At 66.7% G+C, this 24,704-nt stretch carries 18 protein-coding genes and 1 pseudogene; 16 read left to right on the top strand and 3 right to left on the bottom strand.

Translation table 11 applies throughout. The features are described from left to right. Positions 1–32: 32 nt before the first annotated feature. The 7 genes and pseudogenes from hisN (at position 33) to AB8Z75_RS09690 (ending at position 9,070) form a co-directional block, all read left to right on the top strand. Positions 33–878, top strand: coding sequence for a histidinol-phosphatase (gene hisN, locus AB8Z75_RS09720; protein ID WP_369201028.1), 846 nt, complete (start codon positions 33–35; stop codon positions 876–878). Then, positions 875–1,468 (top strand): GNAT family N-acetyltransferase, encoded by a 594-nt coding sequence (locus AB8Z75_RS09715; RefSeq protein ID WP_369201027.1) that lies wholly within the window; start codon positions 875–877, stop codon positions 1,466–1,468. Before hisN ends, AB8Z75_RS09715 begins: the two co-directional genes overlap by 4 nt. Positions 1,469–1,531: 63 nt before the next feature. Next, entirely contained in the window at positions 1,532–2,620 is a 1,089-nt protein-coding gene (locus AB8Z75_RS09710; protein WP_369201026.1) for a methyltransferase, read from the top strand. A 187-nt stretch (positions 2,621–2,807) separates the two neighbouring features. Beyond that, positions 2,808–4,313, top strand: a complete 1,506-nt coding sequence (locus AB8Z75_RS09705) for an FAD-binding oxidoreductase (protein WP_369201025.1) — start codon at positions 2,808–2,810, stop codon at positions 4,311–4,313. Positions 4,314–4,399: 86 nt separating this feature from the next. Next, positions 4,400–5,191, top strand: coding sequence for an SDR family NAD(P)-dependent oxidoreductase (locus tag AB8Z75_RS09700; protein WP_369201024.1), 792 nt, complete (start codon positions 4,400–4,402; stop codon positions 5,189–5,191). Positions 5,192–5,609: 418 nt separating this feature from the next. Continuing rightward, positions 5,610–5,873: pseudogene (locus tag AB8Z75_RS09695) on the top strand (RNaseH domain-containing protein); the annotation flags it as partial. 1,451 nt (positions 5,874–7,324) lie between these two features. After that, positions 7,325–9,070 carry a hypothetical protein gene (locus tag AB8Z75_RS09690; protein ID WP_369201023.1) on the top strand — a complete coding sequence of 582 codons (1,746 nt, stop codon included), beginning with the start codon at positions 7,325–7,327 and terminating at the stop codon, positions 9,068–9,070. Positions 9,071–9,202: 132 nt separating this feature from the next. Here AB8Z75_RS09690 and AB8Z75_RS09685 read toward each other — a convergent pair whose 3' ends face one another. Beyond that, positions 9,203–10,093, bottom strand: coding sequence for a phosphotransferase family protein (locus tag AB8Z75_RS09685; protein WP_369201022.1), 891 nt, complete (start codon positions 10,091–10,093; stop codon positions 9,203–9,205). A 722-nt stretch (positions 10,094–10,815) separates the two neighbouring features. Between AB8Z75_RS09685 and AB8Z75_RS09680 the strand changes: the two genes are divergently transcribed. The 4 genes from AB8Z75_RS09680 (at position 10,816) to AB8Z75_RS09665 (ending at position 16,248) form a co-directional block, all read left to right on the top strand. Then, a complete protein-coding gene (locus AB8Z75_RS09680) occupies positions 10,816–12,321 on the top strand; it encodes a conjugal transfer protein (RefSeq protein ID WP_369201021.1) in 1,506 nt (501 codons plus the stop codon). A gap of 156 nt (positions 12,322–12,477) precedes the next feature. Next, the gene (locus tag AB8Z75_RS09675; RefSeq protein ID WP_369201020.1) at positions 12,478–12,771 is read left to right on the top strand and encodes a TcpD family membrane protein; all 294 of its coding nucleotides are present in this window, start codon (positions 12,478–12,480) and stop codon (positions 12,769–12,771) included. 83 nt (positions 12,772–12,854) lie between these two features. Further along, complete coding sequence (locus AB8Z75_RS09670; RefSeq protein WP_369201019.1) at positions 12,855–13,526, top strand: hypothetical protein; 672 nt, start codon at positions 12,855–12,857, stop codon at positions 13,524–13,526. Between the two features lies 1 nt (position 13,527). After that, positions 13,528–16,248 carry an ATP-binding protein gene (locus AB8Z75_RS09665; protein WP_369201018.1) on the top strand — a complete coding sequence of 907 codons (2,721 nt, stop codon included), beginning with the start codon at positions 13,528–13,530 and terminating at the stop codon, positions 16,246–16,248. A gap of 114 nt (positions 16,249–16,362) precedes the next feature. On the opposite strand, the gene AB8Z75_RS09660 is transcribed toward AB8Z75_RS09665, so the two are convergent. Both AB8Z75_RS09660 and AB8Z75_RS09655 read right to left on the bottom strand, forming a co-directional pair. Then, on the bottom strand, positions 16,363–16,932 hold the full coding sequence (locus AB8Z75_RS09660) for a hypothetical protein (RefSeq protein WP_369201017.1): 570 nt from the start codon (positions 16,930–16,932) through the stop codon (positions 16,363–16,365). Positions 16,933–17,059: 127 nt separating this feature from the next. Then, positions 17,060–17,743 (bottom strand): hypothetical protein, encoded by a 684-nt coding sequence (locus tag AB8Z75_RS09655; RefSeq protein ID WP_369201016.1) that lies wholly within the window; start codon positions 17,741–17,743, stop codon positions 17,060–17,062. 351 nt (positions 17,744–18,094) lie between these two features. On the opposite strand from AB8Z75_RS09655, the gene AB8Z75_RS09650 reads away from it, so the two are divergent. The 5 genes from AB8Z75_RS09650 to AB8Z75_RS09630 all read left to right on the top strand — a co-directional run bounded on the left by AB8Z75_RS09650 (position 18,095) and on the right by AB8Z75_RS09630 (position 24,471). Beyond that, positions 18,095–20,749, top strand: coding sequence for a hypothetical protein (locus AB8Z75_RS09650; protein ID WP_369201015.1), 2,655 nt, complete (start codon positions 18,095–18,097; stop codon positions 20,747–20,749). Beyond that, entirely contained in the window at positions 20,746–21,327 is a 582-nt protein-coding gene (locus AB8Z75_RS09645; RefSeq protein ID WP_369201014.1) for a hypothetical protein, read from the top strand. The genes AB8Z75_RS09650 and AB8Z75_RS09645 overlap by 4 nt, the downstream gene beginning before the upstream one ends. 958 nt (positions 21,328–22,285) lie before the next feature. Beyond that, entirely contained in the window at positions 22,286–23,140 is an 855-nt protein-coding gene (locus AB8Z75_RS09640) for a hypothetical protein (RefSeq protein ID WP_369201013.1), read from the top strand. Positions 23,141–23,340: 200 nt separating this feature from the next. After that, positions 23,341–23,883, top strand: coding sequence for a hypothetical protein (locus AB8Z75_RS09635; RefSeq protein WP_369201012.1), 543 nt, complete (start codon positions 23,341–23,343; stop codon positions 23,881–23,883). A 168-nt stretch (positions 23,884–24,051) separates the two neighbouring features. After that, positions 24,052–24,471, top strand: a complete 420-nt coding sequence (locus AB8Z75_RS09630) for a hypothetical protein (protein ID WP_369201011.1) — start codon at positions 24,052–24,054, stop codon at positions 24,469–24,471. Positions 24,472–24,704 lie beyond the last annotated feature (233 nt).

The following is a 24,704-nucleotide window of genomic DNA, read 5'->3' as shown; positions in this document are numbered from 1 at the left end:
CTCCCGTTCCTCAACCCGTGCAGTGAGGCCCGATGCCACAGCCCCCCGACCTCGAACTCGCCCTCCAGCTCGGCGACATCGCCGACCGCATCGCCTGCGGCCGGTACCGCTCGCGTGATCTGCGGGTGCGCAGCAAACCCGACCGGACACCGGTCACCGACGCGGACACGGCCGTCGAGACCGCCCTGCGCCGGACGCTCGCCCGCTGCCGCCCCGAGGACTCCTTCGCCGGGGAGGAGACCGGCGGCAGCGTCGGCTCCGGGCGGAGCTGGCTCATCGACCCCATCGACGGCACCAAGAACTTCCTGCGGGGCGTGCCGGCCTGGGCCACGCTGATCGCACTGCTCCAGGACGGCCGCCCGGTCCTGGGCGTGGTCAGCGCGCCCGCCCTGCACAGCCGCTGGTGGGCGGCGGCCGGACACGGTGCCTGGCTGCGCCGCGGCCCCGACGACACGGCCCCCGAGCGGCTGCGGGTCTCCGCGGTCGACGAGCTGGCCGACGCCTATGTCTCCACCACCCGCGCGCACACCTGGCGTACGTTCCACTCCCGCGAGGCGTATCTCCGACTCGTCGACGCCTGCTGGGAGGACCGCGGCTTCGGGGACTTCCTGCAGCACTGCATGGTCGCCGAGGGAACGATCGACATCGCCGCCGAACCCGTGGTCGGCGCCTGGGACATCGCCGCATTGAAGGTCCTGGTCGAGGAGGCCGGCGGGGTGTGCAGCGACCTGCGCGGCGCCGATCCCCAGCACGGCATCGGCGCCCTGTCCGCCAACTCCCGGCTGCACGCCAGCGCGCTGCGCATCCTGCGCCCGCCCGACGAGCCGGGACCCCCGCCCCAGCCCACGCTCGAACCCCAGAGGAGCAGTGCCCCATGAACGCGTACGTGCCCGTGGTCCGACCCGCCGTCCGCAGCGACGCACCCCACGCCGCGCGCACCCTCGGCGCCGCGTTCGCGAACTACCCGGCCACCCGGCACACCGTCGACCCCGAACGGCACCAGGAGCGCGTCTTCGAGCTCCAAGAGCTCTTCCTCACGCGGATCGGGTTGGGCGTCGGGCGGGTGTGGGTGGCCGACGACGGCGATGCCGTCGCGGTATGGACCATGCCCGAAAGCCGCGGCACCGAGGCGGCGTTCGCCGAGATCGGTCCCCGGCTGGCCGAGCTGGCCGGGAGTCGGCTGGCGGCGCACGAGGAGATGGAGCGCCTGCTGCGGCCGCACCGGCCCACCGAACCGGTCTGGTTCCTGGCCACCGTCGGGGTGACGCCCGGACGGCAGGGCCAAGGGCTTGGCAGCGCCGTGGTCCGGCCGGGCGTCGAGGCCGCCCGCGAGGCCGGGGTGCCCGCCTACCTGGAGACCTCTGACGAGCGCAACCTTCCATTCTACAAGCGGCTCGGCTTCACCGTGGAGGCAGAGGTTTCGCTGCCCGACGGCCCCCGCACGTGGTGCCTGACGAGCCGCCCCTGAGCGACATGAGCAACGTGAGTGGCCGGTGGGCCTGAGCGCCCCCTGAGTGGAAAGGACCGCACCATGGCCGAATTCCCGGCACGAGAGCAGGACACGACCGGACCGGAAGCCGCCGGACACGCCGAGAACTTCGCCTCGCAGGAGCGGATTCTCAGCCTCGTCTGGGGCTACATGTCCAGCGACATCGTGGACCTGGCCGTCCGGCTGGGCCTCCCCGAACACCTAGGGGGCAAGGGCGGCACGGCGGAGGAGATGGCGATGGCCACCCGTACCGACCCGGTGACGATGCTGCGCTTCCTGCGGGCCTTCGCCGTCCTCGGCCTGGCCGAAGAGCCGGACCCGGGCCGCTTCATCCTCACCCCGGCGGGCAACCGGCTGCGTCCCGACGTCCCCGACTCGCTGCACGCCTTCGTCCGCCAGGGCTCCGGTGTCTTCCGGGACGCCTGGAAGAAGCTGGAGCACAGCATCCGAACCGGCGAGCCCGCCTTCGACCAGGTCTTCGGCACCGACTTCTTCAGCCACCTGTCCCAGCACCCCGACCTGGCCGAGACGTTCACCGGTTCCATGCGGGAAGCGACCCGTACGCTGAGCACCGCGCTGGCCCGGGAGTACGACTTCCCGGCCCACGGAACCGTCGTGGACGTCGGCGGAGCCGACGGCTCGCTGCTGGCGAGCGTGCTCGCCGCGCATCCGCAGGCGCGCGGCGTCCTCTTCGACTCCCCCTCCGGCGGCCGGGACGCCCCCGCCACCCTGCGCGCCGCCGGCCTCACCGAACGCTGCCGGGTGGAGACCGGGGACTTCTTCACGAGCGTGCCCGAGGGCGGGGACGTGTACGTGCTGAAGAGCATCCTGCACGACTGGAACGACGCCCGGTGCCGGGAGATCCTCGGCTCCTGCCGCAAGGTCATCCCGCCGCACGGTCGGCTGCTCGTCATCGAAGTGCTGCTACCCGGCCGCGTCACCGCGGACGCCCACCCCCTCGCCTACCTCAGCGACCTGTACGTGCTGGTCAACATGGGCGGCAGGGAGCGCAGCGCGGCAGATCTGGAAGAGCTGTTGACGGGCACCGGCTTCCGGACCACCCGGGTGCTGTCGCCGCCGGCTCTCGCGCCGTTCTCCCTCGTCGAGGCAGAGCCGGTGACCAGGTCATGACCGGCGCGGAGACGACAACGGCGGCTTGTCGGAGGGCGCGCAGGTCTTGTTGGACAGCACCGGCCAGGAGTTGGTCTGCTGGAGGCTCCCCCGCGAAGGACCCCCGGGAGAAGCCTCCCGGGGGTTGGCGGCCGCCGCTGTCCACACCACTGCCGCCCCCGATGTCCGTTCCGAGAAGGGATGCGTCATGAAGCGCCGGTCCTTCCTCGCCGCGGGCGGAGCCGTCACGGCCGCCACCGCCGTCGGCGGATACACACTCCCGGCCGCCACCACGGCACCGGACTGGAGCGCCCTCCGCGCGGGCCTGGACGGCGACGTCCTGCTGCCCGGCCACGAGTACTACGAGGACGCCCGGGTCCTCTTCTCCCAACAGTTCGACCGGGTCCGCCCCCGCGCCGTCGTGATGTGCGCGCGTCCCGAGGACGTGCGCGAGTCGATACTGTTCGCCCGGCACCACGGCATCCACTGCGTGCCACGCAGCGGCCGTCACAGCTTCGGTGGATATTCGACCACCGACGGTATGGTGATCGACACCTCGCGGCTGCATCGGGTGGCCGTCGAGGAAGGGCTCGCGCGGATCGGGCCCGGCGCCCGGGTGATCGACCTGCACGAAGGGCTGCTGCCCCACGGGCTGACGGTGCCCAGCGGCTGGTGTCCCACAGTGGGCATGGGCGGGCTCACGCTCGGGGGCGGGTTCGGCCTGGAATCCCGTGCGCACGGCCTGACCATCGACCGGCTCGACGCGGTCCAGCTCACCCTGGCCGACGGCACCTCCATCCGTTGCGACGCCCATCACCACCCGGATCTGTTCTGGGCCCTGCGAGGCGGCGGGGGCGGGAACTTCGGCATCGTCACCTCCTTCACCTTCCGCCCGGTCCGAGTGACCCCGCACATGTTCAGCTACTCGCTGGCCTGGCCCCTCGGCCGGGCCGTCCAGGTCCTGGACGCCTGGCAGCACTGGGCACCCAGCGCCCCGAACACGATGACCCCGCTCGTCACCCTCCGGCGCGGCGCCGTCCAGGGCCGGCCCGCGCTGGAGGTGTACGGGTCATGGACGGGCTCCCGCGGGGGCCTGGACCAGGTGCTGGAACGCCTCGTCGACACCGTCGGCGTGGCCCCGGAGGACTCACAGGTCCGCGAACAGCCCTACCGCGCCGCGATGATGAGCTGGTTCGGCTGCGAGGAGTTCGCCCCGCGCGAGTGCCGGGTGACCGGCCAGTCCCCCGACGGCCGCATCCCACGCTTCGGCCCGTCCGGCACGCGCGGCGCGCTCTTCAGGCACTCCGTCCCCCGCACCGGCCTGCGGCACGTCGTGGACGCCTTCCGCGACGGCGAGTGCGCACAGCACGAGACCCGGGAGATGAACTTGATGGCGATGGGTGGGGCCACGGCCCAGGTCCATCCGGCCGCCACCGCCTACGTGCACCGCTCGTCGGCCTTCAGCCTCGGCGTCACCTACGCCCTGGACACGTCGACCTCGCGGGAGGAGCGCCGCCGTGCCCGCCGCTGGGTGGACGCCTCCTGGCAACGGTTGTGGCCATGGTCGTCCCGCCACGCCTACCAGAACTTCATCGACCCCCGGCTGCCCAACTGGCGCCGCGCGTACTACGGCGACAACTACACCCGCCTCTCGGCCGTCCGGCGCCGCTACGACCCGGAAGGGTTCTTCCGCTTCCCCCAGGCCATCACCTGACCGGTGCGACGGAAGCACGACGACAGGGACGGTCCGGGCGGGGCCGGGCACAGCGATGACGACCGACGACGACAAGGAGGCGACCCGTGGAGTTGGGTCTCGCGGGAAAGGTGGCGCTCGTGACGGGCGCCAGCCGGGGCATCGGCCTGGCGGTGACGCGCGCGCTGCTCGCCGAAGGGATGGTCGTGTACGGGTCCGCACGCAACCCGTCGCCGGAGCTCACCGCCTCCGGCGCGCGCTTCCTCCCCGCGGACCTGGCCACCGCCGAGGGGCCGAGACGCGTCATGGAGACGGTCACGTCGGAAACGGAGGCGCTCGATCTCCTGGTCAACAACGCGGGAGGCGGGGACGCCGGCGACTTCACGGTGGAGGGATTCCAGGCCGAGACCGACGACGCGTGGGCGCGGGCGTGGGAGCTGAACCTGATGAGCGCCGTACGCACCACGCGCGCCGCTCTCCCGCTGCTGCTGGCCAGTCCGGCGGGTTCCGTCGTCAACATCTCCTCGGCCGGTGCGCGCTCGCCCGGCAGCCCGGTGTCCTACAACATCGCCAAAGCCGCGCTGACAGCGCTCGGCAAGGCGCTCGCCGAGGAATTCGGGCCCCGCGGGGTGCGGGTGAACACCGTCTCGCCCGGCCCGACGCGCACCGGCATCTGGGAGGCACCCGGCGGCTTCGGGGAAAGGCTGGCCGAATCGCTCGGCCAGGTGCCGCTGGAGGAATTCCTCAAGCAGGTGCCCGGCGCGGTGGGAATCACCACGGGACGCTTCACCGAACCCGCCGAGGTGGCCGCATTGGTCGCCTATCTTGCCTCCCCCCACGCCAGCAACATCATGGGCGCCGACCTGCGCGTCGACGGAGGCATGCTGAAGACCACCTGAGACAGCGAACGAGCCGGACGCGCGCAGGGTGGAGCCGGGAGGCCAGGTGATCCACACCCCCGGTTCCGCCCGTGGGTCCAGGTGTCGCGGGCCGGATCGCAGCAGGCTCAAGGGCATGACAACGACTGAGCGGATCACCGACATCGCCCTTCCCCCCCCCTCGAACCGTTCTGCCGGGCGGCGTCGGCGGCGCCGCGGGTAGTCTCACCGGCTAGTTCGACGCCATCGACGGCGTCCACCTGGCGGCACTCCATCATGGGGCCCCGGAGCAGGCGGACGACGTCGTATGGCGAAGTCCCGCCCCGGTCGACCGCGCCGATGCTCGGGGGCGGGGCGATCCGGCGCGTCCACAAGCCCCCGACGACTGGCTGCACGAACGGACAACAGCCACCAGGACTGACCAGCTGGCACCGCCCGGAAGTCGCGTAGCTACGACGGCTTCGGACAGACCGGTATCAACGGCAGCACGTACACCCGCTTCACGATCCCTGAAGACCCGGAGGAGAAACTGCTGCGCAAGGAATGGCACAGATTCATCGCGACCCAGATCACCGTGGACCAGTCTGGCGAGTTCAAGGCGAAGGATCTTGCTGCTCTGACTGCGGCGCTGTGTCATCAGCCGCTCGCTTGGGACGTGCGCACCCGCCATCCCGTACCGCTCCAATGTGGCCGGTGCCGTTGATCGAACCATCCGGAGTACCGCGGCCCCAGCTTCGAGACCGAGACCGGCCAGCCTGGTGATGAGGCTCCTGACAGTTCAGGAGTACGCCGCTCAGGCGCTTTCAGCGGGGCGTCGTAGGCGACACCACGCCCTTGCTGGTGGTTGTCCGAAACTGACAACATCGCTTGAGCCCGGCAGCTGCGGTCGCTGTCCGGGGCCGTAGCGTCACCGGAGGCGACTGGGGGAGCGCGGACGCCTTTGGACGGTGCATCACCGGGCATGAGCGGTGGGACTGCACCATGTGCTCTGATCTGCTAAACCGGGATGCCATGCGACGGCGTGGAAGAGGGTGGCATGATCCCGAGTGGACTCGTAATGCGTAGGTCAAGGGTTCGATTCCCTTAGGCGGCTCGCTGGAAGCCCAGGTCGCACACCGCGTGACCTGGGCTTTTTCGTGTTCTGGGCGGCATCGGGCTGCATGACAGACCCGTGTCCTCGTGCCGCCTCGTCCAAGGGGAGCGCATGGGCGCAGAGCTTGTGCAGAGGGCAGCGCGGGCCCCGAGTTGCCAGAGCTGCAGCGCTGTCGAGGAGAGCAACGGCGACTCCTGCTGTGCCCGCCGGTGGACCAGGCCACCGCATCTCAGGTGAGCATCGCATGTCGCGGAAGCACGGCGACGGTGGCCTTCGTGCCCGAGAGGAACAGCAGCGTGATCGGTGGTACGCACGCCGTAGGCCTCCGCTAGGACGAGGAACTCGGTGCGGCGTCCGATCTCCAGGTTCGTGATCGTTGTCATCGGCACTGGCAGGCCGAGCCGGTCGCACGCGTCGGCGGCCCCCACCATAGTGAGGCCGGCGGTCTTACGGGCCGTGCCTCTGTGCTCGGCTACCCGCGCCGTGAAGGCCGGTGACCAGTCGTTCGTTGTCAGGAGTGCAATTTGCCAGAGAAATGGGTCGCCGCAACATTCGTGCTACACGTCCTCTCGAGGTTGCACCTCATGTCGGTCGGAGAACATCGTGGCAACGAGTGACCCTCGTGGGATGACGCGAGAGTGCTGGCTCTCCCTGTGGCGGTGGAACTGGACACGGCGAACTGGGCACTCACGATCGGCAGGAGAACCGGCTATCAGTTGGCCAAGCGAGATGAGTATCCGGTCAAGGTGCTCCGGCTGGGGAACGCGCGTTCGACGGCCCAGTCGATGCCAGCCGGTAACCATCGGCTGTGAGCGTGGGCGCGTCTCCCGTCGCCCGGCTGGATGAATTCTGCCGATCCCACACGCAGCAGCTTGCTGCGGCACCGCCTGTTGGGGTTCCCTGCTGTCACCTGGCCGTGCGAGGCGGCCAGTTCCGGGCGCTGTGAACCGACCCTGGCGCCGACGGACAACCCTTCCTCGCTCAGAATCCACGCCAGCCGTTCTTCGTTGTTCTTCACGCGCTTTCTGCCGGGGGTCGGGGCAGCCAGAAGGGAGTGCGTGATGTACACCGATCAGCTCATCGTCAGTGTCCGTCGCCAGTACACAGGCGAGACCCTGAAAGGCGCGCGTCGGCGGCTACGGGAGCTAAGGGACTGGTCCGCGCCGGTACCAGCGGCTGGGAACAGCGCCCAGCAGCGGCTTGAGTCCTACCTACTGCAGGTCTTGAGCAAGGGGCAGGGCCGACACCCCTTGGGGATCAGCGAGATCATTCCCTTCGCTGACCGGCTCGTCCTGCGGCTGGAGTCGGCTGAGCTTGCCAGCGCAGTGCTGCCGTTGTTGCCGTATCGGGATGGGCGCAAGTCACGACACGGGGTAGCCGACCTACGCGCTGCAGCGAGGCGCGGGGGCATCGAACTGGTCCTTGGAAGGACCGGTTCCGGGAGAGTCATGCTGGTTGGGCCTCGGGCGACCTGTGACCTGACCTCAGTTCTGACCGCGCACCAAGCAGCAGTGGAGGCCCGCCGCCATGTACCGATGTGGGCCATGGACGTTCCCCACGATCCGCCGCGGATTCCAGGAGGAAGGAGGCGCGCGGCGCGGTCGGCGAACCGGCCTGCTTCTGGTCGTCGTACGGACCTACACGTTGCCAGCCCGTACCTGGCCAGCGCCGTGCTGCGTCGCCTGCACATGTGGGAGCGCCTGAACGGCGACGGTACTGTGACGATCACCGGTCAATCGCAGGCCGAGGGAAACGGGCTGGCCTGGACCGTGGAACGGCTGCTGCCGCCTGGTAGCGATCTGCACGACGACGCGGTCGCCGCAGTTCTCACCGACCCAGTGGCAGGCCCCGGGCTGAGCGCCGACATCAGTACGCATCACTGTGACCACGAGCAATGTGTCCAGACCTTCGACTCGGAGCGGCTCACCATCCGTACGACGGTGGGCGAAGGTACTTTCGCTGCTCGGCGACACACCCGTGCCCGGGTCGCCTTGGATGTCCTTTACGAACGTCAGACGGGCGCCCCTAGCCTCGGCGAAGGCCCAGGGGCCCACGTGCTGCAACTGATCAGTGCCGAGTCAGATGAGTGGGGCCTGGAGGATGCCGCTGAGCAGCTCGCAGCAGCCTGGGCGCTTCAGGGGAAACTCACGATGGTGCTGCGGGACGAGGACCGAAGCGGAAAGATTTCCTGGCGGCGCTCCCGCCTGACGGGCGGGACCGGCGCGATGTTCACAGGCAAGTTCGACCCCCTCAATGACCAGCTCAAGGCGGAGATCAACACAGCCCGGTCGCACTTCGACCACATCATCATGGTCAAGCGCCCGTGGGCGGGCACTCCTGCGTACGACATCTCCCCTTTGGCCGATGACCATCTCGTCGTCGCAGGCGGGAACTTCCCGAAGTCGACCAAGACCACCACGGTGCGAGCCGGGGGACTGGAGCGCCACACCGTCGACCTCTCACCCGCCGAATCCGCCATGGCATGGCTGCACAGTCGGGTGTCGAGGCTCCCCTACGCCGACGTCCCCATGACCGGTCTGCTGCTCCAGTGCGCCCGCGAAAAGGACGGATCGGACTGCTTCGACAACGCCGTCGACTTCGAACTGGCCCGGCACGGGATGCCCGTGTTGGGACGACTCCCTCAGACGCGACGTCTGAGCCCCCGACGCACAGTTCTAGACCACCTTTCCGATGACCAGCGAGCCTTCGTGATGCGCCAGAGCGCACAGATCAGGAGGAACCTCGGCCCAGCGCGAGCCGACGGAACGGCGATGGTCGCCGCGCTCCGTCAGATGATGGAGCGATAATCGCGCAGCAGGCCCTCGCGAGCCGCTACTCGCGTCCTCCACGGCGATCAGGTTGGCGAGCCGGTTGGGTTTGAAAGGGAGGGAACCCGTACGGCGCAACGATTCGAAGAAACGGCGCAGGCCCTACGCCGGTCATCCCAGGGACTGCCACCCCCAGGGGCGTGGCCCGCCTCGGCCGCGAAGACACGAGAGGCGATACATCGCCTGCTCGCGAATCTCGGGACGCTCGTCGGCTGCCTGGAAGGCGAAGGACGTCATGCGCAGCTCGCGGATGGCCCGCATGGTCGGGTACCCCTCCCAGGTCCTCACGTCGTAGCCGTACGCGGAGCAGTGGCCCTCGTAGGCATCGTGAGAGAGGTTGCCCAGCGTGTCGACGCCGACCGCAGTCGAGGTGAGGTCCCATTCCGGGTGACCGAGAGCTGTGCGTTCGAAGTCGAGAAGGTACGCCTCCCCTTGGCTGGTCACAGCACAGTTGCCTGCCCACGCGTCTCCGTGGATGACACTCTTCTGTCGCCCCGAGGGGAGCTGTGCCCATTCGGCACGGAGATCAGCAAGGAGGTCCAGGAGCCACCTACGGTCGTCCTCTGGGAGGATGCGAGCGCTGAGCAGGCGGTCTTCGAGACGTACAAACGGGTCCATGACGTCGAGGGGGAGGTCGCCGGGCGGGGGGAGGTCGTGGAGCCGTCTTAGGAGCGGGGCGAGATCGGCCCCTGAGCCGGAGCGGTGGGGCGGAAGTTCCTCCCAGAACGTCGTCGGCCGTCCCAGTGCCAACACAGGCTGGTCGACATCCAGCGGCCGGACGGCGGGCACCCCTTCCTTGGCGAGCCATCGCGTTACGGCGACCTCTCGTGCAGCGGCCTGCTCTTGGCCGGCCCGAGCGACTCGGGCCACGACATCATCGGGGAGACGCCACAGGTCATTCTCCGAGAGGCGAATGACTTCGGCGCCATGGATCCGCAGGTCAGCCGCAGCAGCGGCCTTCTCCAGGACGGCCCACGAGGCTTCCGTTCGCGTAGTGGTCATGCCAGGACGTTAGTCCGAATCCGTTCGCGCAGTTCCGTGGCCTGGCGGCCACCGCGAGCACAGGCCACCCAAACCCCCCTGGAAAGTTCACCAGTTCCATGGGAGCGCCCGCAGGTGCCAGTCATCGCACTCCTTGGCGTGATGGGTCGCTGAAGCGAAGGAGCCTCCGGGCATCGTCGTGTTTGTAGTCGCGCCGAAGGTCGCCGCCGCGCCCAGGGCGGTGGCGAGCCGCCCCACAGCGCTGTAGAAACCCGATTTCAGCTTCTCAGCGCGCTTCGCACCCAGAAGGCCACGGGGCCAGCGCAGTTGCCCGAGTGAAGCGGCTCGTACAACGCACCCGCCGCCGAAAAGGGCCGCCCGCAACACCTAAATCAACCGAAGGCTCGGAAACAGCTCATTTCGACCGTGAGCTGTTGACATAAGCTGACGTTGAGAACTCGCATGCCGGTGACCGATGCGAGGCGCAGTGACGACCCGCGGGCTCGCGCCGAAGAACTCCGCGAGTCGCATCCACCTCACTCTGCTGGAGGGGTAGGGCCTACCAGCGAGCCTTAGCCGTTGTGACGTCTCGGATGCCGAACCACAACACGGCCGTTCCACCGGGGCATTGAGGCCACCGGTACACTCTGAGTGTCTATACACCCGGGGGAAGTCTGTCGCCTCCAGGCCGCACCCGGCCGACGCCGTTTGTATCGGCGTGTGGTGGCAGCAGAAGGGGAATCGTGACGACTCCGCCCTATGGCAACACTCCGCCGCCGAACAGCTCTGGCGACCGGTCCCCGTACGACCCCTTGCCTGGGCAGCGGCGTCCGGAGCTCACCGAGGACATGCTGATCGCACGGCAGCCACAGGAGGAAAAGAGTGGCTGGTTCCGCAACCGCCTGAAGAAGAAGCAGCGGCCGAGCACGACACAGGCGAACCCGTGGGTGTCGGCTGCTCCGCACAGGAGCGCCCGGCCCCACCAGGAGCCACAGGCGTCACAGTTCGGGCAGCATCAAGGGATGGGCCACGCGCAGGGGGCAGAGCATCGACTGGAGACAAGTCGCGGCCAGAAAGACGAGAAGAAGCGGGATAAGAAGCCCGCCAAGGCGCGCGAGCAGACGCCGGTAGAGAGCACTAGCGGCAATGGGTGGTTCCGAAATCCTTTCGCAAAGTCTGCTCGCAACTCAAGCACCGACAAAGGGGCGGTGCCCGCGAGCCAGATGTGGGCGGGGCCGCGCCGGGGCATTCTCGTTCGTCGTCTTCTAGGTCTTGTAGCGGTAATGGTGTTGCTCTACCTCTCCGTCGGTCTCAATGGCAAGGCGGACCAGGGCGAGGTTGAGGGCTTGGTGCGGAAGGCGACGAAACCCGCCAAAACGGTGTTTCCCGAGGGCGACGCGGTGATGTGGGCGGCACCGCTGGTCAAGGCGTTCGCCACGTACGACGGTGACAAGTCGGACAAGCGCCTTCAGGCGCTGAAGCCGTACGCCATCAACGGCTTGGACAGTCAGCTTGGTTGGAACGGGCAGGGTAAACAGGCGGTGCTCGACATGGTGATGGGTGCGGATGTGAAAGTCCTGTCGGACAACCGTGCCGTCGTGCGGTCCACTGTGCAGATCCAGGACGGATCTTGGCGCTGCGTTTCCGTCCCGGTGTACGCGGTAGAGCGCGGTGACAGCACAGCTTTCGGCCTGTCCGCCGCCCCCGTTTACACTCCATGCGCCGGCCTGACCACCCCACCGCCGCCACGGAAGACGCTCAAGAACGATGAGGGGCTGGCATCGATGTTCCAGAAGGAACTGCTCGCCCCGTTCATGGCGGCGTGGGTTCAGAGCGACACCGACAACCTCAAGCGCTACCTGCTGCCGGGGACCACGTCCTTCGGACTCGGGGGCGCGTACGCCGGAGAGGGGGAGGACACCAGCCCGAAGATCGACACGGTGGTGGTGCCTGAGCCGGAGAAGGGGGAAAGCCCCGATCGCCGGACCGTGATCTTCGACGTGACGCTCACCAGCGTCGACGGAGAGGCCACGCAGGAGTCGCAATACCAGGTGCAGGTCGCGAAGAAGGACGGCCAGTGGTACTTCGCCTCCGACCCAGTGCCCGTCGTGGGTGCCGAGAACGTGGGCGGGGAGCAGGTCCCAGAAGCCGAACCCTCCACGGGGACCGGCGATATGTACGAAGACGGTTCCAGCTCCGCGCCGCATACCGACGGTTCCGCGACGGGCGTGCAACAGCCCCATAATTGATGCACCATCAGTGGCCGGGAACGTATATACAGATATCAGCGGGTGGCCGCAGCTCCAATCGAGCATCCTCCGGAGGGGGCGCCGGGAGGATGGGAGCGTCCACGCAGCAAGCAACGAGGGCCCGGAGTGGGCTCACAAAGAATGGGGGAACTCGTCTTGGTCAGCAACGTCGTACAACTTGCCTCTACTGGGGCACAGATCAACATCGCCGCCGCCGATGACATCACCGGCACCGCTCAAACCATCGGGCAGGCGATTCTGGCTGCCACGGTGATTTTCGCTGTGGTGGCGGCATTCTTCACCGAGAAGCAGCGTCGCTGGATGGTCGTCGGCACGATCGTTCTCATCGGGGGCTTCACCTTCATGATTGTCGGCAACCCGACCGGCACCTTGGAGACGGTTGGCGGCTTCATTGAGCGCAACGTCTGGAACCCGATCCTGTCCGAGTGACGGGGAGGTGCGGTCGCGTACGGTGACCGCACCTCTGTAGACGGAGAACGCCGGCGGAACTCTTACCGGAGGAGGAGGCGGTGATGGACGACGAGCCAGTGAAGCTGCACGACTACACTGAGGCGTTCAAAGTCAAAAGAGCTCTCCGCAAAATCGGCAAGGCCCATGTGCCGCTCAAAGAAGGGCTTTTCGTCGACGACATCAAGATTTTCGGCATCAGCCTCGTCGGGTGGGTGCTGGCCTACACTGTGCTCTTGGCGCCACCCATCAGGTTTGTGGTGCACCTCGTGGGGCTGGGCATGCCCGTAGGCATTCCCTATCTGTTCATCCTCTTCGTCCCTCCCGTGGTCGCGGTCGCGATGTCCCGACGCCCTGTGCGATACAACCTGGCCCTGTTCGGGCTCCTCCGCGGCCTCGTGAGGGACTGGCTGGACGATCCCGTGCACCGCAAGGGGGTCCCCTGCAAGCGGTTGCGCGGCCAGCAGTCCTACCGCGTCATCGTATGGCGTCCCCGGCCGGATCTACTGCCTTCCCTGGCTCCCCAAGAGCCGCTGCCCAACGGGCTCGCCGGACCGCAGGCCTCCGGTGAGGCCGGCTCTCGGCCCGTCGCTGGGCCAGGCACTCTCCGTGAATCGGAACCCGAGGTTGTGGAGACGGCCGACGACGCGGTGTCGATGATCAAGGCAGGGGCTGCGACCGTTGCGCTTGAACAAGAGCCGGCGGAAGAGTACGTGATGAGCACACGGAGGTCTTGAAGTGAAGGCTGTGGTCTCTCGCCTGCTGCCGGACGGCTACCAGGCACCGTCCCGCATCGGCTACCGGTATCTCGACGACGTGATCCTGCTGGATGCCGAGGGCGCCTACACGGTCATGAGTATCCCCACCAGGGGATGGGACCTCATGAGCCTGCTCGACAAACGGGCGGTGTTGGCACAGGTGTTCTCTTCGCTGTCTGGCCTCCCCCGTGGTGCCGCGCATCAGACGAGGCTGGTGACCACCGAGTTCCCTTTCCACGCGGACGCGTGGGCGCAGCGACTCGACGAACGGACTCACTTGCAGGGCATTCCCGGGCCCGGCTGGCGCACTATGCTCGCCGACACCAAGGAGCAGCTCAATGCCTCAGCTTGGCCGCTCAAGCGCGTGTACCTCATCATCAGGCTGGGGGATCGAGCCTCGTACGACGGTGCCTGGGGAAGGGTGCAGCGGTTTTGGAACCAGGTGAAGAAGCCGCTGGACCTCGATGACGAGATGCCGGCACTGGAAGAGGTCCGGGTCTGGCGCGACGCCGCCAACGACATTCGCACGACGATGGGCGGGTCCGCACTCGGCTGCCGGCCAGTCGGTCGGCAGGAGGCCGAGTTGCTGCTCCTCCACCTGACCCACCCGGGGCTTCCGGCTCCTGATCCCTCGGCGTCGTCGCCCCTACGGTATGGGCCGGGGGAGTTGCAGGCGTTGTGCGGCGGCGAGGTCACCAAGGAGCCGCTGGGCAAGGTCGGCAAGTATCAGTACAAGACGTTGCGGCACGAGACGGTGACGGGCACCTCATACCAACTTTGGTTCGCGCTCTCGGTAGGGCCTGAACAGATCAGCTTTCCCGGCACCCTGTGGATGCACCAGCCAGAGGCGCTGCCCTTCCCCGTGGTGCAGTCCGTCGGCTTCGAGATCCAGGAGCTCTCAGACACCCGTAAAGATGCCGACAAGGCGTTGCGAATGGTGGAGGAACAGTTCTACAACGACGAGGAGGCCGGCGTCGCCACGGACCTGACCTATCACCAGAAGCGTGAGCTGGCGAAGCAGATGAAGTACATGGTCGACCAGCACCGGACGCCGTTTATGCGAATGCGCGTGCTTTACGGGATTTCGGCGACCGATAAGGACGATTTGCGGGAGCGAGCACGTGACTTCGTCCGCGTCATGCGCGAAGGCGGGTATACCGTGGATGCTCCGCCGAGTCATCAGCACTTCTTCTTCTACGAGTCGCTGCCCGGCGGCCGTCCGTCGGACACCGACTACATTCGCAGGGTCCCCTTGGACTACTTCGCCTCCGGCATGCCGCACATCTCGCCTTCGGTGGGAGACGGCGAGGGTTTGTACCAGGGCTTCACCCTGGGCCCGGGCGGCAAGCGCGCCGAGCCAGTGTTCGTGGACCACATGCTGTATGCGACCCAGTCGCAGGTGGCGCCGACGGAGGGCGTGCCCGGCGACCCTGGTGGCGGCAAGACGGTCAGTCGTGGTCTGAAGCCGGTCTGGGAGGATGCCTTGCGCGGTATCACTCAGGTGGTGTGGGACCCCAAGGGTGACTACCTTGTGCTCAAGAAGTACGCACAGCAACTGGGCCTGAACCAAGACAAGATCATTTGCGTGAACGTCTACGACGCCGACCCGGGCATGCTCGATCCGGCATCGCAGGCGGAGACTCCCGACGAGGCCGCGCAGCTTATGCGAGAGACGCTGCTGAGGCTGGTGCCTGACCTGCTGGCCGGACAGAGCGGCAGCGACTTCGGTGATGTTATCCGGCAAGCCGTTGGTGCCGCGATGGCGGAGGGTAACGGAACGACGTACCTGATGCGGGTCGTGGAGATTCTGGAGAGCTGGGAAAAACTACCGCCCTCCCCGCAGAACATTAACCAGGAGCGCTGCCGGCAGTTCTCCGGCCCGCCCGGCCGACGCTTCCGTGAGGTCTCCAGGACAAAGTTGGGGCAGCTCGTCTTCGGCCGAGCCCCGCAGCCCTTCCGTATCCCTGTGGGCTACACGGTCATTTTTTGTACGCTCGGACTGCAAATGCCGGACCCGGGCAAGTCGTTGGAAATGATGTCCGAGCGTGAGCTGCTGTCCGACGTCATCGCTGGCCTGATGGCGGACAACACCTGGAATATTCTGGCCAACCTTGATACGTCCATTCCCAAGGCAATCACCTGGGACGAGTGGCACACCAGTAAGGATAACCCCCGGGCGCGGACTCTGGTGGACCGGATCAAACGTCTTGGGCGTTCACGCAACACTTTCTTGCGGCTCATTTCGCAGTCGGCCGGCGACTTCGACTCGAGTTTCGTCACGGGCGTGTGGGCCTTTGCGACATCATCAAAGGAAGAGGCCATCAAGACCTGCGAGTTCCTGGGCATCGAGCCCAACGGAAGCAACGTCGGAACCATCTTGTCGCTGGCCGGCGGCCAGAAAGGCGTCTGCGTCTTCAAGGACCGCACCGGAAAGCTCGCCAGAGTCAAGATTGAGTTCATCTATGACTTCGTGCTGGGTATTTTCGACACCAACCCGGAGAAGGACCCGGAAAAGATGACCCGCATCATCTCCGAGATTTTCGGGGACGAGGCGGCCCGTGCCCGCCAGCAGATCGACGTGAAAGACAAGAAGAAGAAGGTGGACCTAGACGAGGCCGCAGCGGAGGAACGGGCGGAGGAGCGCATCGCCGAAGGCGACTGGCAGTCGACCTCTGCGCCGGAAACCGCTCCTCGGGTGTGAAGCCCGGATCACGGTGAGGTGTGAAGCCCTGCCGCACCCATCTCAGTTCGGAGAGTGGCACGCGCGCCGGCGCGTGGCAGGCGAGGTGAGCGGTCAGCGCCACATTCCGGAGGGTCAGGGGGAGGCGTAGGTGATCCGGGAGATCTGGCCCTTCTTCGGATCCAGGCCGTCACCGCCCCGAGCTCTGCCTTTTACTGTCTTGCCGCCTTTGGTGGCGATTTTGAAGGTGAAGTCGTAGACATCCGTCCGGCCGTCCGGTTTCGAGTACACCTCGGCGACCTTCAGGGAATGGGGGTCGATGGTGCCGCCACGGGTGAGAGAGGCGAACATGCTTCGCTTCTCCGCCGTGGACATTTTGCCGGGGTAGGCCGTGACCTCCCCCTCGCTGTTCCGGTCCTTCCAGGCAGGGTCGGAGCTGCTAGGGGTGTAGATGAAGGTATTGAGAAAACCAGGATCGTCACGGAGCCAGTTGCGGTAGGTGTGATCCTTAGGAGTGGCGGCCGCCTCGAGCAGATTCACGACCTGGAGGCGAAACGGTGCATCGTGGTACGGGGCTGTCGGCTTGCTCACAGAGGGTGGTTTGTCCGTGTCCGCGGGGCTGCCGGCCCCGCTGTCTTCCCCGCAGCCGGTCAGGGCCAGGGTCCCGGCCAAGACCATGAGGCCGCCCATACGCACCCTTGCCATGCGGACTCTCCGTTCGCCCGAATTGGTGTCTATACGCCCTTGCGCATGCGGCCACATCCTAGAGGCGGCGTTCAACCGGTGGCCACCGCCTCTCGCGTGGAGGATGGCCGCCCCGGAGCGGGCCGGGTCACTTCTGGTAAGTGAAACGCTCGATGACTGTGCCATTCTGCGGGTGACTGTAGCCGTCGGCCTGGCCCTTGAGGTGTTTGCCGTCTTTTGTGGTGACCGAGAAGAACATCGTCCAGCCCCTGTTGGTCCCCGAAGTGCTGACGGGGCTGATGCTGGTCGGGAGGACAGAGCCGGCCCGTGAGACGGCGTGGAGGACGGCTTTCACGTCGGAGTCGGACATATCTGTGTGAGACACCTGGGCAGTGCCGTCCTTGTGACGCTTGCCGGGGTCGTCGGGGTTCAGGGGTGTGTACCTGAGTGTGTCGTGGGGGGCGGCGCTTCCAGGGAACCAGCGGCCGGGGTCATATTTGGTCGGCTCTGTAGCCGAGTTGAGAAACGCAACGAGCTGCTTGCGCCAAGCACCGGCTGTGTCGTCCAGTGCTTGATCCCGAGTCCTACTGGGCTCTTGCCCTGCGCTGCTCGCGCCCGGGCCGCCGCTCGTGCCGCCTTCGGGTGCTGCCTGGGGGGACGGGGGAGTGGGCACGGTCTGGCTGGCCAACAGCATGGAGGCGCCCGTGAACAGCGCGATGACGAGGAAGAGGACGCCGAAGAACATGGCTGTCCGGCGGCCGCCACGGCGCAAGTTGGCCAACGCGGCCTGGTGGATGGAGGGTTCATTGCGTGCGCGCTGCGACATGTCCATCGCTGTCCCGGCCCTTTCTGTGCGCCTCCGTGCCTGCCACCGACTCCGGGCTGCGGTGGGCTGTCACCGACTCAGTACCAACGTTACTGGCTGACAATGTAATTGGGCGTCACCGCCGTGCTAACGTGAGTAGTGTATATACACACCGTTGCAGGGCCCTATGAGCTGAGGATCTGGATGGCCACCGCTTCGACAGCCCCAGTCCGCACCAAGCTGACATCCTTTCGTGATGTCGGAGGCCCTTCGCGTCGCCGAAGCGCCCAGGAGCAGCGGACCGCCCGCGTGCGCCGGGTGTTGCGGCGCATGGGCCTAGGGCTACTCACCTTGGTAGCTGCCTTCTCTGTGTGGTTCGTGACAGCAACTCCGGCTCAGGCAGGCCTGGATGACATCACGCACATGTGCGGGCCCGTCAACGTCCCCGCGCCGGAGTACCGGGGCAAAGGGATCGAGGCGTTTTTCGGGACCAACAAGGGTGACTCCTTGGTCAGCAAGGAGGAGAAGGCCACCTATATTCCCAGCGCGGATGAAGGCTACGACGGCCCCAAGGCCAGCTATCACCGTTACGGCTTGGCGGGGTTGTCCTGGCACGTCTTCGGCGAACGGCCAGGCTGCTTCGAACTAAGCCGGTACACCAACTTCATCCCGAATATGATCTTTGACGTCTCGAAGACGTTCGCGGCCTTCACGATGGCGCTCATCGGCTGGTCGTTTGGTGCTGACCCCTTCGCGTTCCTGAACAAACCCATCGGGAATGTCGCCAAGGCCATGTCCGATGTCGCCGGCACCTTTCTTGGCCTGGTGGGTGTGCTGGGTGCCGTCTACCTGGGCCTCAAGAACTGGGGTCCCAACGGCAGGCTCACCGCCGTACTCAAGGGCGTCGGCTGGATGGGACTGATCACGGGATTGTTCTTCTGGTTCGCCGCTAATCCAACCGCGCTGGGTAGCAAGGTGAACAGCATCGTCGGTGAGGTCACCGCCACCGGATTCCAGTCGCTTGCCAAGCTGCCGACGGAGGGCAGCGAGGAGAGCACGAGGATCTGCGCCGACGGCAAGATAGGCGGGGACGTGGGTCCAGCCGCGTGCGTTCAGGACGCGCTTTGGGTGCCGCTCGTCTACCAGCCCTGGCTGTACGGGCAAGTCGGTAACTCGCAGGAAGCCGCGAGTAAATGGGGCGACCAGATGCTGAACGCCCAGTTCGTGGGTGTGGACGAGCATGGCAAAGTCGACGAGGACGGCCAAAAGGTTATATCCAATATCACCCACTGGAACGGTAACGGGGATGAGGTCGGTGGAGACTCCAAGTCCGGAAGTCTCCTGTGGGACGAGAACTTCGACGAGACGGTGCCTTACCTGAAGCTCTGGGGTAACGACATCTGCCACGAGCAGGAGGACAAGAACTTCCGTATCTGCTGGGGCGGTAAAGACACCGGCTGGTTCTCCGATGACGAGATGCAGGTCAAGCCGGAGGACCGCCCCATGATGGCGGTCGCGGGTGGCGAAGACTTCATGGCTCGGATGTCCGCCGCCGGCATGAGCGTCATGGGCGGCGTGATCATCAACGTTTCGGTGTACTTCGTCTGCGCCATGCTGCTGGCCGCGAAGCTCGGTCTGTTCGTGCTGATGGTCTTCGCGCCGCTCTATTTGATGCTGGGCATCTTCCCGGGCCCGTCCCGGGTCGCCGCGATCAAGCTTGGCGAGTTGGTGCTTGCCAACCTGTTCCGGCAGGTCGGCTGGAGCCTCGGTCTTGTGATCATTACGTACATGGACACGATCATCCTGGCCCCAGGTGGGGCGCAAAACTGGGTGCTCAAGATCCTCACCTGCGCACTGATGACCGCCATGTTCGGCGTCTATGCGAGACCCACCCTGCGCGCCCTGTCCGGCATGGCCATGGGGGACAAGAGCGCTGGCGACGCCGTGGTCGGTGTCGGTGCGAACCTGGCGAAGCAGACAGCGGCACTGGGTGCACAAGCAGGTATGGCAGTGGCCACAGGTGGGGCCTCGGCCGCGATGTCTGTAAGCGGCGCGGCTTCGGCCGCCGCCGCCTCGGGGCAGAGCCTGTCGGTGGCCCAGGGCGCCAAGGCGGCGGGTGCCGGATTCTTCAAGAACATCGACACTCCCTTCGACCGGCTCAGGGGTAGCAGAGGTCTCGGCCGGAAGTCGTACGAGGACGGGGAGGCCCGCAGGGAGGAACGAGAGAGCAACGAGGCGGTCCGACGCAGTGAGCCCGCTCGGCGTGGGATGGCTCAGCAGCGGAGAGAAAGGACGCAGGCCAAGGCGCACGACGCGGCGAAGGAATACGTCAGCGGGCTACGCGACAGCGGCCTGGACGTCGAGGCCGAACAGCTGGAGCGCCAGCATTTCGACAGCCTCCGAGATCCTCGTACTGGTGCGTGGCATCGTGATGATCCCCGCCATGAGCGCAACCGAATCGGCACGGTCGATGACATGCGGCGCGTGCGGGCGGTGAGATCGGGCAGCGAGATGCTCGCGCAACAGGGCCTCTCCTCGCACGAACAGGCGGCGGACAATCTCGATTCCGTGCTGGGAATGTACGGCGGTGACGCTGCGCAGATCGACCGCAGCCACGACGCAGCTGTCGCGCTCCGGGTGCTGGCGATGCAGCAAGCGTCCGGCTATGCGAATACCGGGGCGGCGCGGGAGACCGCCGCCGAAGCAGTCCGGCGGTACGGGGTGCCCGATCGGATCGACGCTGTTGGTATGCAATCCGGCGCGGTGACGCACGTACAGGTACAGCAGATGGCACAGGAGCTGACGGCCAACCCGCTCCCGACGGAGGCCTCGGCCCGGCAGCGCATGGAGTACCTGGTGCGGGTCGAGCAGATGGCTGAGCAGGTGCCCGTCGGTACTGTCGTGTCCACAGCCCTGAACGACCTGCGTCACACGGTGTCCGATGCGAAGGAGACGTTCCCCGACGTCAGAGAGGCAGTCCGCCGGGTGCAGTCCGCAGCGGACCAGCTGCGTGACAACGGAGGACGGATATGACACATCGCGCCCGCATCGCTGCGCAGCTCGCCGTGCTCGCCGTCATCCTGGGCTTCGTCCTCAACGCCCTCTCTGCGTCGAGCCCGTCCTCGTCGCAAAAGAAGAAGGCTCCCTCGGAGGTTGAGGAGAGCGACCGGCCTACCAGCCCACTTTTCGTGCCCCGTCCAGCGGCAATGCTGATCGGCCAGTCACTGACCGCGGATTCCTCGGCCGAAGAGGTGGCCGAGGCGTTTGCGCTGGCCTACTTCAGCTATGAACCGGGGGAGGACGACCCCGCACGATTCGCTGCCACCTTGCCGAAGCTGGCTCCTGCTGCCCGTGACGACATTGCGGGACAGATCAAGAAGGACGCCAAGGATTACCGCGGGAAGGCTGAGGACGGAGACACCTCCTCTGTCACGGTTGCCAACAGTGAAAAGGTCGACTCCTCGGCAGGTCGGGCGACGGTACGTATGGTGCTGGCCGATCAGTTGGGGAGAGACGCCGAGGGGTCGGACGACGCGGCACGCTGGACGATGACCCTCAAAATGAAGTCCAAGGACGACCAGTGGTTGGTGACCTCGGCCAGGCTGGTATGACGGGGGAGGCCGGATGAGCGCACATGGACGCCCGCGCTCTGGTGTGGCGGGCAAGGAGGCAGCGAGGATGGCCCGGGCCAAGAAGAGAGGGCCGGGGCAGGGGTCGGACTCGCGCAGGAGCAGCGGGAAACAGGCCGGCGCGGGAGCGGGTGACAAGGCCGATTCGCGCTGGCGGCCTGAAGGGGCCACAGCCGACCAGACCGGCCGTGGGAGCCCAGGTGCCTCTTCGGGGCAGGGATCGCGACCATCGGGGGCCTCTGAGACGGCCAAGAAGGCGGTCAGTGGCGCGTGGGGGAGACTGTCCGGGGCACGGGCAGTTACGGGCAAGGGCAGCCAACCCTCCTCCCCCCACGGGCCTGTCTCCCATGTGAAGGTCGCGCTGGCCACGGTGTCCTGGATTGCGCTCATTCGTGAACAAGCGTTCTTGATGGCGGACTGGCGGCTGTACTACTACCAAGCGCTGGTTGCCTCTGCCGGGCTCCTGGTTTGCACTCTTGTCGCTGTCTACCTCTACCGGCCGCGTACCGCGCGTTGGCGGACAATCACCTGGACGTTCCTCGTCTCTTCGGCGGGAGGTCTTCTCGTCTACACCGTGTTCGGTGGCCGGGCGGGGCTGCTGGGCTCACTGATCACCGGCGGCCTCGTGATATGGGCTCGCGGTGCGGAGCGCGGACGGCGCACCATCCGGAGATTCCGTGCCTGGAGGCGCCGCGCCGGGACCCCGGGCCCCAGGCCGGGACGCGGCGACAGAGACCGCGAGTAACCTCCCTAGAGCACGCTCGAACGGGGGGTTCGAAGCACGCTCAGTACATGTGTATGGGCGATGCGCCGCTGCCAGATGCCGGTGAGACGATGCAGATCCTCCGCATGCCGCAACTATGAGGCCGCCGGCCCACGCCCGCACAGTTGCTGAGTCTGGCGCGTGTGAACGAGTCGAACTTGTGTGAGGGGAACACCAGTGAACGCCGAAACGGAAGCGGCAATCGGGCGGCAGCCTCCTCTGCTGACCATCGTGATCCACCCTGACGGCGGTGCCAGCGTGGGCGGTGTGCCGGTCCCCGTGGATGGGGACACGGACATCACCGGCATACGCGCGGCGGCGATGGTGATCGCGCTGCGCATCGTGAGCGAGCAGGGTGTGCCCGTGCGTGCCGTGGCGTTCGAGCCGGACGGTGCCGTCTGGCCACTGATCATCCATCCTGACGGTCACGTCGACGAGGATCCGGGCCGGGACATCGCTGCGATGCCGCTGCCGGAATCTGCACACGGTTCCGTCGCGCCTCCCGCGCTGACGCTCGCCCGGCCTCGCGAGGATACGGAGGGAGCGTCGTGGTCGAACGAGGGGAACGACGGGCTCGCGGTGCAGGAGCCGGAAGCCCCCGAGCCGGTGCGAGACCGTCTGCGGCGAATCAGCGCTGCTGGAGAAGCGGGGCAGATCGAGGCGGCAGCCAGTATGGCCATGGATCTGGAGAGCACTGTGGTTGGGCTCTACGGCGAGGCGCACCCGCATGTGCTGCAGGCGCGTGCTGTACGCGCCCACATCGCAGCGCTTGCACAGGACTGGCCCCGGGCCGCTGACCTTTACCTGCACATAGCAGAGGCGTGGATGCGCAAGGCCGGCGCCCCGAGCAGCCAAGTGCGGCGCAATGCGGCCAACGCGCACGTCTGCTGGACGTATGTCTCCGATCAGCGGGAGGCGCTGCGCATAGGTGAGGCGGTGACGCTCCTGTGGTCCCGCGTGCCGGGGGCGGGTGACTCACTACGGCGGGCCGGGCGCCGACTGAGGCTGCTGCGGCGGAGCGGTACGTATTGATCTGGGACGAGCGTCAGTGCTCCTCGTAGTCGTGACACGGATGTGGCAGCCCAGTGACTCTGTGCTCCGGCGCCGTTGTCATGATGGAGTCACCGGCACCGCCGCCGCAGGCCAATGCCGCTGGCCGTACCGGTAGTTGCCCGACGCCCCAGCCGCCAGTCCGAACGGTTGTGTGCGCCGACGATACAAGGGGGAGTGTCATGGCGGAGCACAGTTATCGCGCGCTCGGTCGGACGATCGACGGTCTGTTGTTGGAGGTCAGGGAAGACGAATGGAACGCGTACATACCTGGCTGGGAGCTCGCAGACGACAGTGCCTGCCCTGTGGTCCTGCTCTCGCTTCCTGGTTCGCTGTTCCTCACCCACGATGCCGCGATGGAGTCATGGGGCGCGCACGACGGTCCTGCCTTCCGCTCCGACGCGGAGTACCTGTCCGAGGTGTGGGGCCTGACGGCCCTCGGCGCAAGCGGTACGCCCACCGAAGTGGCGGACGTACCGTTACTTACACTCCGTGTGCTACCCGATGGGTTGGCGGTAGAGCTGGCGGGATATCCCTGGCTATTCAGGACATTATCGCCTCCTGCGGCGGCTGGGTGGCGCAAGGCAACGCGTGAGGGCTGGTGTCTACTGGGTATCTGCCTCGACATGGATCTCGACGAGGCGGACGCTGAGGACAAGCTGCTCAGTGAACCCTTCGAGCGAGAGACCCTGTTCGGAATCGTGAAAGTCCTCAGTGCGATGTAGCGGGCTTGTGTGCGCTGCCCCGGCCCTTGTGAGGTAACGTCTATACGTAGCAGATCGCCCGGCCTTTACTGCGATCCTCCCGGGTCGGGTCGTCGGAGAAGAGATCTGGAGAAATTTCGCATGAGCTCCTTGGACAGCCCTTCTCCTGAACGTACTCAGCGTCGCCGGATGGTGAGCACCAAGGCAGTTCCGGTCTCCCCCTCCGAAGCAATGAACGACACCTCCGCGCTGCCGGGCGAGTGGGAGCCCCTTCAATGGTCACGAGGTCGCGGCCCGGTGACTGAGGATGAAGCGCTGGGGGTGCTGCGCCGCCGGAGGCGGAACGAACTGAGGCAGGCGCCGAAGCGGGAAGGCGCCAAGCGCGCGGAGGTCCCGACAGAACTTCCTGCCGAGAGCGACCGGAAAATTCCAGTGGTCAACAGGTTCCCGCCCCGTTACCTGGCCATGGCGCACGCAAGGGCCGAGGTCGAGGGCACTAACCTGACAGCCATTCTCGAGGAGATGCTCGTCAAGTACGCAATGGGCAAGCCCACGCGTCCGCAAACCGTCAGCCGTCGCCTGTTGTCCTTGTACACTCGCGACAGTTAGGGCGTGTACCGAGGGCCGACCGCAGCGAGGGCATGACAGGGCAACCGCAGCGACCGGAGGGGGAGATGAGCGGTGTCCCAACAGGACGGTTCGCCCGGGCGTCCGAACTACCCGACCGACCGGTTGTCGGTGCGGCCTCCCGTTTCCGATGGGCGTATCGCACCGTACGAGGCTGAAGCGGACTCTCACGGCCCGTACCCGGCAGCGGACGTACCTGGCCCCTCCCACCTGCC

Source organism: Streptomyces sp. PU-14G, assembly GCF_041028275.1.
Lineage (GTDB): Bacteria > Actinomycetota > Actinomycetes > Streptomycetales > Streptomycetaceae > Streptomyces.
The sequence above is the reverse complement of the archived record's forward strand: the minus strand, read 5'-3'. Positions and strand labels throughout refer to the sequence as shown.

Excerpts from the sequence above, each read along its gene's own strand:
- hisN (WP_369201028.1), top strand. The coding sequence starts at position 33 with ATGCCACAGCCCCCCGACCTCGAACTCGCCCTCCAGCTCGGCGACATC.
- AB8Z75_RS09715 (WP_369201027.1), top strand. The coding sequence starts at position 875 with ATGAACGCGTACGTGCCCGTGGTCCGACCCGCCGTCCGCAGCGACGCA.
- AB8Z75_RS09710 (WP_369201026.1), top strand. The coding sequence starts at position 1,532 with ATGGCCGAATTCCCGGCACGAGAGCAGGACACGACCGGACCGGAAGCC.
- AB8Z75_RS09705 (WP_369201025.1), top strand. The coding sequence starts at position 2,808 with ATGAAGCGCCGGTCCTTCCTCGCCGCGGGCGGAGCCGTCACGGCCGCC.
- AB8Z75_RS09690 (WP_369201023.1), top strand. The coding sequence starts at position 7,325 with ATGTACACCGATCAGCTCATCGTCAGTGTCCGTCGCCAGTACACAGGC.
- AB8Z75_RS09685 (WP_369201022.1), bottom strand. The coding sequence starts at position 10,093 with ATGACCACTACGCGAACGGAAGCCTCGTGGGCCGTCCTGGAGAAGGCC.
- AB8Z75_RS09670 (WP_369201019.1), top strand. The coding sequence starts at position 12,855 with ATGGACGACGAGCCAGTGAAGCTGCACGACTACACTGAGGCGTTCAAA.
- AB8Z75_RS09660 (WP_369201017.1), bottom strand. The coding sequence starts at position 16,932 with ATGGCAAGGGTGCGTATGGGCGGCCTCATGGTCTTGGCCGGGACCCTG.
- AB8Z75_RS09655 (WP_369201016.1), bottom strand. The coding sequence starts at position 17,743 with ATGGACATGTCGCAGCGCGCACGCAATGAACCCTCCATCCACCAGGCC.
- AB8Z75_RS09645 (WP_369201014.1), top strand. The coding sequence starts at position 20,746 with ATGACACATCGCGCCCGCATCGCTGCGCAGCTCGCCGTGCTCGCCGTC.
- AB8Z75_RS09635 (WP_369201012.1), top strand. The coding sequence starts at position 23,341 with ATGGCGGAGCACAGTTATCGCGCGCTCGGTCGGACGATCGACGGTCTG.
- AB8Z75_RS09630 (WP_369201011.1), top strand. The coding sequence starts at position 24,052 with ATGGTGAGCACCAAGGCAGTTCCGGTCTCCCCCTCCGAAGCAATGAAC.